General features: G+C 41.0%; 14 protein-coding genes and 1 riboswitch. Of the genes, 6 read left to right on the top strand and 8 right to left on the bottom strand.

Annotated features, from left to right (window positions below):
- Positions 1–352 precede the first annotated feature (352 nt).
- The gene (locus OIZ54_RS15360) at positions 353–2,149 is read left to right on the top strand and encodes a SulP family inorganic anion transporter (RefSeq protein ID WP_264390747.1); all 1,797 of its coding nucleotides are present in this window, start codon (positions 353–355) and stop codon (positions 2,147–2,149) included.
- Between the two features lie 218 nt (positions 2,150–2,367).
- Positions 2,368–3,258: a dienelactone hydrolase family protein gene (locus tag OIZ54_RS15355; protein ID WP_264390746.1), complete on the top strand. Its 891-nt coding sequence runs from the start codon at positions 2,368–2,370 to the stop codon at positions 3,256–3,258.
- A 45-nt stretch (positions 3,259–3,303) separates the two neighbouring features.
- Here OIZ54_RS15355 and OIZ54_RS15350 read toward each other — a convergent pair whose 3' ends face one another.
- The 3 genes from OIZ54_RS15350 to OIZ54_RS15340 form a co-directional block, all read right to left on the bottom strand.
- A complete protein-coding gene (locus tag OIZ54_RS15350) occupies positions 3,304–3,468 on the bottom strand; it encodes a hypothetical protein (protein ID WP_232510967.1) in 165 nt (54 codons plus the stop codon).
- 183 nt (positions 3,469–3,651) lie between these two features.
- Positions 3,652–3,810: a hypothetical protein gene (locus tag OIZ54_RS15345; protein WP_004589679.1), complete on the bottom strand. Its 159-nt coding sequence runs from the start codon at positions 3,808–3,810 to the stop codon at positions 3,652–3,654.
- Positions 3,811–3,823: 13 nt separating this feature from the next.
- Positions 3,824–4,759 (bottom strand): LysR family transcriptional regulator, encoded by a 936-nt coding sequence (locus OIZ54_RS15340; protein WP_264390745.1) that lies wholly within the window; start codon positions 4,757–4,759, stop codon positions 3,824–3,826.
- A gap of 456 nt (positions 4,760–5,215) precedes the next feature.
- Here OIZ54_RS15340 and OIZ54_RS15335 point away from each other — a divergent pair, with 456 nt between their 5' ends.
- The 4 genes from OIZ54_RS15335 to OIZ54_RS15320 all read left to right on the top strand — a co-directional run bounded on the left by OIZ54_RS15335 (position 5,216) and on the right by OIZ54_RS15320 (position 8,446).
- A complete protein-coding gene (locus OIZ54_RS15335; RefSeq protein ID WP_138725021.1) occupies positions 5,216–6,322 on the top strand; it encodes an L-dopachrome tautomerase-related protein in 1,107 nt (368 codons plus the stop codon).
- 52 nt (positions 6,323–6,374) lie between these two features.
- Complete coding sequence (locus OIZ54_RS15330) at positions 6,375–6,929, top strand: thioredoxin family protein (RefSeq protein ID WP_264390744.1); 555 nt, start codon at positions 6,375–6,377, stop codon at positions 6,927–6,929.
- Complete coding sequence (locus tag OIZ54_RS15325; protein WP_264390743.1) at positions 6,926–7,717, top strand: glycine betaine ABC transporter substrate-binding protein; 792 nt, start codon at positions 6,926–6,928, stop codon at positions 7,715–7,717. The genes OIZ54_RS15330 and OIZ54_RS15325 overlap by 4 nt, the downstream gene beginning before the upstream one ends.
- A 75-nt stretch (positions 7,718–7,792) precedes the next feature.
- Positions 7,793–8,446, top strand: a complete 654-nt coding sequence (locus OIZ54_RS15320) for a nitroreductase family protein (RefSeq protein WP_054983121.1) — start codon at positions 7,793–7,795, stop codon at positions 8,444–8,446.
- A 52-nt stretch (positions 8,447–8,498) separates the two neighbouring features.
- On the opposite strand, the gene OIZ54_RS15315 is transcribed toward OIZ54_RS15320, so the two are convergent.
- The 5 genes from OIZ54_RS15315 to ribB all read right to left on the bottom strand — a co-directional run bounded on the left by OIZ54_RS15315 (position 8,499) and on the right by ribB (position 12,635).
- A complete protein-coding gene (locus OIZ54_RS15315; protein ID WP_138578699.1) occupies positions 8,499–9,083 on the bottom strand; it encodes a class I SAM-dependent methyltransferase in 585 nt (194 codons plus the stop codon).
- A gap of 264 nt (positions 9,084–9,347) precedes the next feature.
- A complete protein-coding gene (gene grxB / locus OIZ54_RS15310) occupies positions 9,348–9,980 on the bottom strand; it encodes a glutaredoxin 2 (protein ID WP_264390742.1) in 633 nt (210 codons plus the stop codon).
- A 178-nt stretch (positions 9,981–10,158) separates the two neighbouring features.
- A complete protein-coding gene (locus OIZ54_RS15305; RefSeq protein WP_064385173.1) occupies positions 10,159–11,292 on the bottom strand; it encodes an L-dopachrome tautomerase-related protein in 1,134 nt (377 codons plus the stop codon).
- A gap of 8 nt (positions 11,293–11,300) precedes the next feature.
- Entirely contained in the window at positions 11,301–11,792 is a 492-nt protein-coding gene (locus OIZ54_RS15300; RefSeq protein ID WP_264390741.1) for a cupin domain-containing protein, read from the bottom strand.
- A 189-nt stretch (positions 11,793–11,981) separates the two neighbouring features.
- Entirely contained in the window at positions 11,982–12,635 is a 654-nt protein-coding gene (gene ribB / locus OIZ54_RS15295) for a 3,4-dihydroxy-2-butanone-4-phosphate synthase (protein WP_264390740.1), read from the bottom strand.
- 224 nt (positions 12,636–12,859) lie between these two features.
- Positions 12,860–13,041: riboswitch (FMN riboswitch) on the bottom strand.
- Positions 13,042–13,092: the final 51 nt, after the last annotated feature.

Genomic DNA, 13,092 nt, shown 5'->3' with positions numbered 1-13,092 from the left:
GATAACGTAGCATAAATGCCAAACATACGCTGCCCTTTGGGTTCTGCCTAGGGGCGATAAACTCTTTGTTGCCTACATGGATGTAGGTAAGGGGCGTGAGCAGGACGCGGAAGCTTTGCTCGGTTTTTACTTATTCTTACAGGGATGTAAGTCATTAGAATAACGCAGGAGCAGTTATCGAGCCCACTAGGTTACAAACCTCGCGCCGCGATTTGATCGCCCCTAGATTGAACAAATCTCAATCCGCAAAGATCAACACGCCCTATACACGTAAATTTAAAACACCTAAACATACTGCTATCCGCTTAAAGCGCTATGGCATCTAGTTTATTTATGCACCCTAAGGAACCCTATGTTTGATTTAATAAGCAAACGCAGCGCTAATTTAAAAAATGATGTATTAGCCGGCTTAACCGCCGTGCTTACGCTCATTCCCGAAGCCGTTGCGTTTACCTTTGTAGCGGGAATTGACCCAATGATGGGGCTTTATGGCTCGTTTTTTGTTGGCTTTATTACCGCCGTGTTTGGCGGCCGCCCTGGTATGATTTCGGGTGCTGCTGGCTCTATGGCTGTAGTCACCACCGCCTTTATTATTATGTTTGGGCTCGAATACTTGTTGGCCGCCGTGGTATTAACCGGTGTGCTGCAAGTTGTGTTTGGCGCTTTTAAAATGGGCAAATTTATTAGGCTGTTACCTCACCCTGTAATGCTTGGCTTTGTAAATGGCTTAGCTATTGTGATTGGTATGGCGCAATTTGGCCAATTTAAAGAAAACGTTCGCGTAGTTTACGATAAGCAACACGATATGTTTACCTACGCAGGCGATTGGATGCAACTAACCAGCCCAGCTATGCTTACCATGATGGGGCTAATTGCGTTAACTATGGCAATTGTGTATTTTTTACCGCGCTATACTAAAGCAATTCCTGCCCCTCTTGCTGCAATAGCAGTGTGTACGGCGCTGGTCACCTTTACTCCACTTGAGTCAAAACTTGTTAGCGATGTTGTGCACACGCAGCGTACTTCAATGATTGAAAAAGAGATCATTACTGAAAACTTTGCAGCTATAAAAAATCAAGTACCTCATGGGCAATACAGCGAAGTGGCGCAAAATATTGCACTTGAGCGCCCAACCGATGTGCAAATTACGGCTAAATGGCAAGCTAACGAAGCGCAAAAAGTAGCTGAGGGCTTAAAAGAAACCATCGACCCACTTGATGGCAGTTTAAAAGGTGCATTACCGAGTTTTCACTTTCCGCAAATTAGCTGGGATTTAACTAATAGCGACTCGCTCGATGCACTCATTACCGTGCTCATGCTTGCGCTTATTTTGTCATCTGTGGGGCTAATAGAAACCCTTATGACGCTTTCGCTTATTGATGAAATAACACAAACCCGCGGCCAAGGTAATCGTGAGTCGGTAGCGCAAGGCTCGGGCAATATTTTAAGCGGTTTATTTGGTGGCATGTGTGGCTGCGCCATGATTGGCCAAAGCATGGTCTGTTTAAACTCAGGCGGCCGAGGGCGTGCAGCAGGTATTGCTACCGCTTTATTTATGCTGGTATTTATTTTGTTTTTTCCAAGCTTAATTGAAATGATACCGGTGGCATCTTTAATTGGCGTTATGTTTATGGTGGTTATTGCTACGTTTGAGTGGTCATCTTTGCGCTTATTTGGCCGTGTTCCAAAGTCTGAAATATTTATCATTATTGTGGTATCTACCGTTACCGTATTGCTCGATTTAGCCGTAGCCGTAGGCATAGGTATTGTTATTTCTGCCTTGGTTTATGCATGGAACTCTGCAAAAGAAATTCGTATTAAATGCAGCGATGAATCGCAAAGCGAAAAAACCTACCAAGTAACGGGTAATCTATTTTTTGGCTCTATAACCTCGTTTAAAGAAGGGTTTAATCCACATAACGACCCACAAAAAGTGTGTATAGATTTTGCCAATGCCAGAGTGTGTGACCAATCAGGTATTGAAGCCATACATGGTTTAAGTGAGCGTTATAAAGCATTAGATAAAACGTTGTATTTGCGCCATTTGAGCCCAGAGTCTGCCAAGTTATTACAAAAAGCCGGTGATTTAGTTGAGGTTAACATTGTTGAAGACCCTAAATACCCTGTAGCCAACGACGCTATGGCGTAACACGTCACTTAGGTAACTCACTAAAAAAGCTCGGAATTTCTCGAGCTTTTTATAAATATTGATGAAGGGCTATGAAGGTAGATAAGTTAAAGTTTGCTAGCCTTTTATTTTATATTAATGAGATCTATAAATTTAAAAAGATAAACTGCTCGTTTTTTATCCCTAATACGTTATGGTATTTAAATAATAAATATACATAATAAAGTTAAGGAGCAGCCATGAATACCCCGCAATCAGATCATATCCCGCAAGAAGCCTTTGATTGGTACGACGAATACGCCCACGGTTTAATGGACCGACGTACATTTATGAAAAAACTAGGTGGGTTAGCTGCACTTGGTTTTTCAATGAGTGTACTTACATCAGCGCTATTGCCTAATTACGCGTTTGCAGAGCAAGTATCATTTAACGATGATGATATTAAAGCCACCTACGAAGAATTTGATTCGCCAAACGGGCATGCTAAAGGCAAAGGCTACTTAGCAGTACCTAGCAAAATTGAAGGTAAACTGCCGGTTGTATTAGTTATTCACGAAAACCGTGGTTTAAACCCATATATTAAAGATGTAGCCAGGCGCTTAGCCAAAAAAGGCTTTATTGCCTTTGCACCCGACGCACTCTTTGCGCTTGGTGGCTACCCGGGCAATGACGATGAAGGCCGCGCCATGCAAAAAACCATGGACAGAGCTAAAATTCAAAACGATTTTGTAGCTGGAGCTCACTTTTTAAAAAATCATTCGAATAGTAACGGCAAACTGGGAGCTGTAGGCTTTTGTTTTGGTGGTTACATTGTTAATTACTTAGCGGCGGTTGAGAGTGACTTATTGAGCGCGGGCGTGCCTTTTTATGGTACTCCTGCCAGTGAGTCACTGCAAAAAAATATAAAAGCGCCTTTAATGATTCAATTAGGTGAGCTTGATAAACGCGTTAACGCTACATGGCCTGATTATGAAAAAAGCTTAAAAGCTAACAATGTTGAGTACATTATGCACATGTACGAAGGCGCTAATCATGGTTTTCATAACGACTCTACTGGGCGTTATGATGAGCAAAAAGCAGAACTTGCTTGGCAGCGTACCTTAGCGTTTTTTAATGAAAAACTAAGTTAATAATAAGGTAATGCCACCAGCTTAAGATGGGTGGCATTTTTTAAGTTAATTGAGCTCTGTAATGTGTAAAAGCTCACCAGAAGGTCCCCATAAATAAATCACTTTACCCCACGGTTCTTGTTTTATCCCTTCAAAGCGAATATCAAAGTGAGTTAACTTACTAATAGTGTTAAAGGCTTCGTTTATGTTTAATACGCACACTTGCAGCATTAAATTTTCAGCAAATTCTTGGTTGTAGTAACGCTTAATACCAATCGACTTAAATATTTAATCATCCTAGCGTGCTAAATAGAGCGCTAACAGCGTTATAAATTTCTTATGTAGAGCAACTACATGACGATATTTATGCCTTGTTATCACGCTATTTATCTGTCGCTATAAATGCCTAATAACTTAACACGATTGGTATAAAAACAAACTACATTCACCTGATGTTGCAATACTTAAATCAGCTGATGCAGGCTCAATAGTAAAGCCAAGCGCCTGATAAAAGTCGCACGATTGCTGATAATTTTTACACGGCACAAACACTCTAATATCATCAACTTGCATTATCAGTCCTTCATTAGCCAAGCACGCTTTTATCAATAATCCCTTTTGCAATAAGGGCTTTTAAAATACCGGCGCTTTTTTCTCTAAAGGCATCGCGAAGTAAGCGCACCGCCGGAGTGATTGACTGCCTACTTGGGCACACCAACCAAAGCTCTGTAGGCGTGGGTTTAAAGTTTGGCATAACACTTATGACATTACCGGCAAGTAATTCATTAGACATATCTAAGCACGATTTAACCGCCAGCCCCTTGCCCGACACACACCAGCGCCTTACTAAATCGCCATCGTTAGCCGCATGGCCACCATGCAATTTTACTTTAAACTCTTCGCTGGCATCGCTAAATACCCATACATCTTTAATTATATCTTGCAGTTGATAAAACAAGCCTTTATGCGCAGCTAAATCGTGTGGGTGCATTGGCGTGCCTTGCTCATCTAAATACGCTTGCGTAGCGCATAATACTCGCGGTACGTTACAAATTTTAAAACCATACATACTGGCATCATTAGGTTTGCCGTAGCGCAGTGCTATATCAACCGAATCGCGATAAAAGTCGATATTACTGTCGCTAATATTGGCGCGCAGGCTGAGCTGAGTGTGGGTTTGCATAAATTCGTCAAGCCAGGGGATCACAATGTTGCGGCCTAAATCAGAAGAAAGCGCAATACGCAGCTCACCATCAATTATATCGTCATCGCTTTTAAGTGTATTTTTGGCTTGTTCAAGCATTGCCATTGCTTGCTGGCATTGCGGAATGTAACGCTCGCCGGCTGCAGAAAGCCTTAAATGACGAGTGGTGCGTATAAATAGTTCAAAACCTAAAGCCTGCTCTACCCTTTTAACAGCAGCACTTGCTGTGGCGGTGCGCATATCTAAATTTGATGCTGCAGCAGTAATACTTTTAAACTCTGCCACTTTTAAAATTACCTGTAAGTCTTCTAAAAGCATTGTGTATTAATCCATTATCAACTTAATAATTTAATTATTATTTTTGGCAAAATTAAGCGCTTTAGGTTTGCTTACATTGTATTGAGCAATCAAAAAGTGATTTATTGTCTATTTATATTTGACAATGCTTATCTATTGCGCGGTTTATCAATATAAAGGCAAATATTACACTGTACCCAACAGCTAGTCACTAACCACTATTTATTAAATTAGGACAATCTTTAAGGCGTTTATTAGTAAACCCAGCTTTTGGGCATTAATAGTATGTTTAAAAAGCAAATTTGTTTAAAGCAAGGACTCGCCCATCCAATTAACTAATTTTATTTGATAAAGATTCAATCATTACCCTGTTTATTGCATGAAAATTCTTACCTATTATTCACCTCAACGCAAGCGAAGTCATTTAGGCTATTTAAATCGCTTTACTCTATTTTTTAGCATAACGGGTATCACAGTATGAAACGATTAAAAACCACTTTAGCAATAGCAACCCTGTCATTAGCCGCAAGTGCTTTTTCAAGCGCCTATGCAGCAGACGTTGGCCCCCTTGAAACGGTGACTACTTTTAATAAATATCGCGGCGCAGGTATAACTATAACACCTGCAGGGCGAATGATTGTAAGCATGCACCCGCTTGATGCACCAAAAACGCGAGTAGTTGAAATTATGGCAAACGGTGCTCAACAACCTTTCCCTAACGAAGATTGGGCTGACGGCCCCGAGCTTGGCAAAGTAGGCCTTGCAGCCGTAATTGGCGTACATAGCGACAGCAAAGGTGTGGTGTGGATTTTAGACATGGGCAGCGAGCAAGTAGCTCCAAAACTAATTGCCTGGGACAGCGTTGCCAACACCTTAGTTAATACCATTGAATTAAATAAGGACGCTGTACTTGATAACTCGTTTTTACAAGACTTTGTTATTGATGAACGTAACGACAAAATTTACATTGCCGATATGTCTTTTGGTAACTTTATGGGCGCCACTAAACCTGCGTTTATTGTTGTTGATTTAAAAACCGGCGAATCAACGCGTGTACTTGAGGGCAATGCTAAGCTAATGCCAGAGGAACGCGATATTGTCATCGAAGCCTCTCCTGTTGCATCTAAATCAGCAAAAGGTGAAACAACAAACCTACGTTTTGGTTTAAACCCAATTACCATTGATGATAAAAATGAATGGGTATACTTTGGCGCATTTACAGGCACAAGTGTTTACCGTATTCCGGCAAAAACGCTCGCTGATAGCACGTATTCAGATGCTAAAAAAGCAAAAAGCATTGAAGTGTTTGGCCCTAAAAACCCTAGCGATGGCATGACCTACGCGCCAGGTGGCGGTATTTTAGTAACCGACCTTGAAAACAATGCCATTGGCTTAACGACTAAAGGCCACTACGAAATAATTGTTCAAGACAAACGATTATCATGGCCTGATAGCCTAGCAGTGAGCAATGGTTGGATTTATGTAACCCAAGATCAGCTCCACCAGCACCCTGCATTTAGCCAAGGCTTTGGTAATGCAAAACCACCTTACGTATTAACGCGTTTTCGCTTTAATCAAAAATAATTAATTATTTTTATAAGCCAGCCATACCCGCTGGCTTTTTAGGAGTTAAGTTATGCTACTGGATACCCCTATTTGTGACTTTGGCTGGCAAGCACCCAATTTTACGTTAAAAACCCCGCAAGGCGAGCCTTTTACCTTAGCCGACAACCTAGGCGAAAATGCCTTGTTAATCATGTTTATTTGTAACCATTGCCCTTATGTGCAACGTATTGCAAGGCGCTTAAGCGAAGATACCGCGTTATTAATAAACGAAGGTATAAATGTGTTAGCTATTATGTCGAACGACTATAAAAGTGTCCCTGCTGACTCCCCAGCTAATATGGAAAAATTTGCTAAGCAGCACGGCTTTTTGTTTCCCTACCTTGTTGATGAAAACCAAGGCGTAGGCAAACAGTATGGCGCGGTTTGCACGCCTGATTTTTTTGGTTTCAATAAACATGGGGCACTGCAATACCGTGGCCGCTTAGACGATGCAAAAATGAATGACGATGCACATCGCACTCCTGAGTTAGTTAATGCCATGCGCCAAATTGCGGCCACAGGCAAAGGTCCTGAGCAGCAAACACCCAGCATGGGCTGCTCTATAAAATGGAGTAATTCATTATGAGTACAGTACATTTAAAATTGGGCGTAACCGATTTATCGTTTCACCATGTTACGGCCTCTTTAGTGAGCCATGTTTTAACTGATATGGGCTTTAACGTTGAGCGTATTTATGCGCCGCATCAAGATAACTTTAAAAACCTTAAATCTGGTGAAGTAGATTTACTCGCCTCAGCATGGCTACCTTCAAGCCACGGTATTTATAAAGCCGATGTTGAACAAGTTATGCCACTCGTTGAGCTTGGCTTACATTATGAGCCTTATGCACACTGGGGCGTACCAGATTACGTACCGCAAAGTGCAGTGAACGAAATTAGTGATTTGCTAAAGCCAGATGTGCTTTCAAAAATGCAAAAAACAATTCAGGGCATTAATGCCGGTGCTGGTATTACCCGTTTTTCTATTAATATGATGAAAGAATATGGGCTGACGAGCGCAGGGTATGAGTTTTTAACCGGCACAGAGCATGACTGTTTTAGCGCGTTTGAAAACGCCGTCGCCACCCAAACCTGGTGCGTAGTGCCGTTATGGAAGCCACAATTTTTGCATTACAAGCACACAATACGTGAGCTTAAAGAACCACAAGGGTTACTTGGCGTTGTTGATAGAGCTGTTTTACTCCTACGTGAAGATAAACAAGCGCTGTTTAACCAAGCACAGTTAAACACCCTTGATAAATTACGCTTTTCAAATGAGATCATTGCCGAGCTTGACTATAAAGTATGCAAAAACTTACAACCCCTCGATGACGTAACGCGTAATTGGCTTAATAACAATCCAATTAAAAAGTAATTTGTGCTTTGTTTTTTTTTAAAAGGCTCAATATAGACACTACTTGGCTAAAATAGCCACTTAACGGAGATAACCATGACCCATCCAATTATTAATGATTTAGAAAAACGTTATACAACTAAACGCTACACAACCAAGCGTATTCCTCAAGATGATCTAGATGTAATTTACGAAGCTATGCGTCTTTCTCCTTCATCTATTAACTCGCAGCCGTGGAAGTTTATTGTTATTGAATCAGACGAAGCTAAAGAGCGTATGCACTCTACGTTTGCTAATAAATTTCAATTTAATCAGCCGCATATTAAAACTGCATCGCACGTTATTTTATTTGCTTACAACCCCAAATATAAACGTGATGACTACGCACAAGTAATTGATGCAGACATTAAAAATGGCCGTACTCAAAGTGAAAACCGCGAACAAGCGTTTGGCGCGTTTGCTTTTGTTGATATGAATACCGATGAGCAAGGCAACAATGCAATGTGGACCAAAGCGCAAACTTACATTGCCCTGGGCAACACAATGCACGCCGCAGCACGCTTAGGCGTTGATTCAACACCTATGGAAGGTGTAGATGCACAGCTTATTGGTGAAGTGTTTGAACAAGAGCTCGATGGCTATATTTGTGATGTAGCGTTGGTACTTGGCTACCACGATGACACTGAAGATTATAACGCTAAGTTACCTAAATCTCGCTTAGCAAAAGAGCAAGTTATACAGGTTTTATAAAAACCTATTAAAAAAGCTTAGCGCTAATGAGTGCTAAGCTTTTATATTCATTTTATTTTTTAGCAATAGCTTGCAGGACCGACGCTAAACCCGTGTGGTATGTGCCTTCAAACACTTCTCGCTTTAGCTCTTCTAAATGTACAAAGCTAAGCTCGGCTAAGTCATCTTGTAAATCGCTTTTTGAGGTTTTAGTATCGACACTTGGGCCGCCTCCGGTATTATAATTTACTTGCTCAGGCGTATAAGCCTCAAGTAAAAACACCCCACCTGGCTTTAAACCTTTAACAGCGCGCTTATATACCGCTGAACGCACGGCACTTGGTAAAGGGCAATAAATAGACACTACCGCATCCCATTTTTCTTTTCCAAAATCAAACTTCGCTAAATCGGCGTGTACAAGCTCAATGTTTACGTTGTGCTCTTTGGCAAGCTTTGCCGCTTTTTCAAGCCCTACTTTTGAGCCATCAACCGCGGTAACGCTGTAACCCATTTTTGCTAAAAATACCGCATTTCGTCCCTCACCTTCGGCTAAGCTAATAACATTGCCTTTAGGTAATTGCTTATAGTGCTCAGCTAAAAAATCGTTTGGCTGTTTGCCATAAGCATATTGCTGAGTGTTATACCTTTCATCCCACATAATAGCTCCTGGTATTATTTTGCGTATTCATAGCGCTCTATACGCCTGCTTAATAATTCCACTAATAATATGTAGTGTAAATAGGTAACTAATTTTTTAATGTTATTAATATACTACGCAGCCATGCTCACGCACACTGCTAAGTGCTGGATTAAAAGGGGTGATTTTCAGAGCTAAATAAAAAAAGCCAGTGACGAGGTCACCGGCCAAACGAAGGCAATACGAAGGGAGTCGTACTGGCTGTTAAAACTTTTTCAGTATTCGTTATCTTAATAACGGCACATGAGATTCTAATGCCTGATAGTTCATCCATTGGTTTAATTGCTCTGGCCAAGTAATGGTTGGCTCACAATATAAACCGCGTAATATAGAAAAATAAATAGCGCTATCAAGCAAGCTTAATGACGTTTTACCATTTTTAATATTGAGCTGTTTTTCGGTGCCAATTAAAAATTCATTTACTTGTAAAACTATCTCAGGAGTTGATGCTATTAGGTTTACAAAGTTAAGCTCTGTTGATTGCTTGTTATCTTCCCACGCTATACGACTAGATTCTGTTTTAAACTCTGTTAAATCCAGTAATGGCCAGCGCGGCAAACCAATTTGCAATAAAGGCGCAAACGAGCCACCTTGCCACTCAATAGCCCCTTGAGTTGGCTTGTTTGATTCGCTAGAACCAGCAAGTTCAATAAGCAGGCTAATAATTTCGTTACTTTCACTCATAACAGTGCCGTCATCTTTTTCAAGAATAGGTACCATTTTTTTACCAATTAGTTTTGTTGGTGTTTCAGTGTCGTCGTAATCAAGTACAACGTCATCAAGCTTAATGCCTAATTTGCCTGCTACATATTTAACACGCGCACAAAAAGGACAATGAGAGTAACTGTATAGTTTCATAATTAATTAAAGCCTAAAGCGGGTTAAGTACCTATGCCCGTAAGATACCCAAATAGTCAGCGCAGAAAAACCGCATTTAGGTTGAAACTTTATCTTGTAAAAATTGATAATCACGCTTTAAAAAGTAAATAACATAAAAAAACACGCCATAAAGGCGTGCTTAATTTACACATTATAGTTAGCGCCCTATTACGCCCTCAGCTAAAGGTTTAAATCTAAATATGTAATAGGGTGCTTTATTTTGAGCATTGCCGTTATTAAGTTGTGCCGAAAGCGGCAATTGCGCAGCGCCGGTGTACATGTAACCCTCTGGTCCAATGCTTACACCATCTGGCCAAATCATGTTTTTATCGTACGTGTAATCACGGTACGTACGTGTTTTGGCATCAATAACGCCCACAGTACGCTCACCTACTATGGTTAAATATAAATTATCATCAGCATCAATACTTAAACCACCGTTTACTGGTTTTTGTGCGTATTGCTCTACACGTTCGCCTAGTTGTTTATCGGTTAATTGCTCGTTAGCAATATCGGCCATTTTTATACGGTAAACATACTTTTTATTAAGCGGAGCAAAGTAAAGCCATTGCTGCGCGTTATCAAGCACAATGCCATCGGCACCAATAAAGGCATTCAGTTGCTTTTGGTTATCAGTCCCTTCATCAATCATTATTGGCATTGTGTAATCGGGTAATGCACTTTCGTGACCTTGCAGTACTCGCCGGCTCTTACCTGTTTTAGTATTAACGATAATAAGGGCGGCTTGCTTGCCATTTCCGCCATCTGCAATACCTTCATCAGCGATCACCAATGTATTGTATTTGCTCGATATAGCTAAATCATTAAGTTGAGATTGAGCAACCGATATAGGGCTAGGTAAATAAATAATTTTATTAAGCTTATTGTTTAGCGCATCCCATGATATCAGCTTTGGCGTAATACGCGGCTGCGCCTGGCCTGAGTCGAGTATCCATACATTACCTCTGTCATCAGCCCTTACCCCTAATACCCAATTTAAATAGTTAGCGGGATTTTTTAAGCTGCCATCACTTTTATAAGGAATTTGCATTTGCGCATTAGGAAATGGCACTACCTCACCACTTTTTAAAAGCTCCCCCACCTTTACTTTTGGGTTATAAAAAGGGTGATAACTAAAAATAAAGCGCTTGTTTAGTGTATACGTAATACCGCCCACAGCACCGTCGGTTTGTGCGTAAACCTCAGCGGGGACCGTGTCATTTGCAAAAGCCGAGGCACTTATTAGCAAGGCTATAGCGCTTAGCCCTAATTTAGATTTATTTAAAAACATAATTTGCCCTACTTTTGCTTAATGTAATTAGCTGTGCCGTCTATCCAGTCTTGTCGAGCTGGGGCAAAAAAATCAATATCTACCGTATCTTGGGTAAAGTGAAATTCGTGCGGTACATTGGCCGGTATCACCATCATGTCACCCGCTTTCATAAGGTATTGTTTACCGCCAGAAAACACTTTAGCTTCGCCTGAGATGATCCACGTTACTTGTTCATTAGGGTGTTTATGAAGCGGTACTTTTCCGCCTTTTTTAGCCACCCATTTTACAAACGTAGATTGCGTACCATGAAAATATTGGCGTGTTAAATATGGGCCCATTTGCTCTTTGGGTTGGCTGTCGAGATTAAGTAAAAAAGGGGCGTTGGTAATGTGCTGATTATAACTACCCATTATGCCCATTTGGGGTGCCGGCGATATTTGCTGTTCAAGTTTACTTTGCGCTGCCCATACGCCACTGCTTGTTAAAGCACTTGCTAGTAAAAGCGTGTTAATTTTCATAGTTTCACCTAAATAATAAACTGTGTGCGGCTGCACTAACTATTTAGGCAAAGTTTACAGGCTGAGGATTTTTGAAAAAGCCGCCTAGGCAAGAAACATTTTCAAATAAAAACGAGTAATTAATTACTTATTACAAAATAAAAACCCAGCAATAAAGCTGGGTTTTACTTAGGTAATGCTTAAAAACGCTTAACTGACCTTTAATTCTTGCATTTGTATGTACTGTACTAAGTCTTCAATCGATACCACTGTCATGCTGTGTTTATTAGCATAGTCACTTACCTGTGGTAAACGCGCCATGGTGCCATCAGGATTAGTGAGTTCACAAATAACCCCAAACGGTTTTAAACCAGCCAGCTGCATTAAATCAACAGATGCCTCGGTGTGGCCGCGGCGAACTAAAACCCCACCTGTTTGTGCTTTTAAGCCAAATACATGGCCTGGGCGCGATAAATCACTGGGTTTGGCGTTATCGGCTGTGGCGGCTTTAATCGTTGTTACTCGATCGGCTGCCGATACGCCGGTTGTAACACCGTGTTTAGCCTCTATTGTGACTGTGTAGGCTGTATTATTTTGGCTGGTGTTGTGAGTTACCATTTGCGGTAGCTCGAGCTGCTTAATACGCTCATCGCCCATACACAGGCACACAATACCGCTGCCTTCGCGGATCATTTCCGCCATTTGTTGGGTGGTTAAATGCTCGGCAGAAAAAACAAAATCACCTTCGTTTTCGCGGTTCTCGTCATCAACAACAAGTACGCCTTGGCCTTGCTGCAAAGCAGCAATGGCATTTTCTACACGGGTGTGGCTTTTGCCAAATTGGCTAAGTAAAGACTGAATCATTATTATATTCCACATAAAAATAAATAGATTCAGGACACTGAAAGGCATGGCAAAATACACAAACTAAATTGCGCACTTTTTGCCACTAAACAGCTTATACCAATCCGCTTAATTAAGTGATTTATTTTGAGGTTGGAAAAACGTGTCGCTCAAAATGATTAAGTATTATTGCGAATTGGTATTAAACACGCAGCCACAGGCAACGTGTTTGCATACGCTACAAGCTATATTCTCTTTCATCCGGACTATAACCGTCGGCTCTGGCATCTCACCAGATCTGCTTGACCTTTATTTAATACATTAAAAAACGATTATTAAATAAAGCGCTCGCGGGCTCGTTTTATTCAAAAACTAATGAGTAAAACATACCGCCGGTGGGGAATTTCACCCCGCCCTGAGAATGTACCGTGAACTTATCTGTTCACGGCCTGCGCATTATACGCGTGTATTTATATGT

Source organism: Pseudoalteromonas sp. A3 (genome assembly GCF_025942345.1).
GTDB lineage: Bacteria > Pseudomonadota > Gammaproteobacteria > Enterobacterales > Alteromonadaceae > Pseudoalteromonas > Pseudoalteromonas atlantica.
The sequence above is the reverse complement of the archived record's forward strand: the minus strand, read 5'-3'. Positions and strand labels throughout refer to the sequence as shown.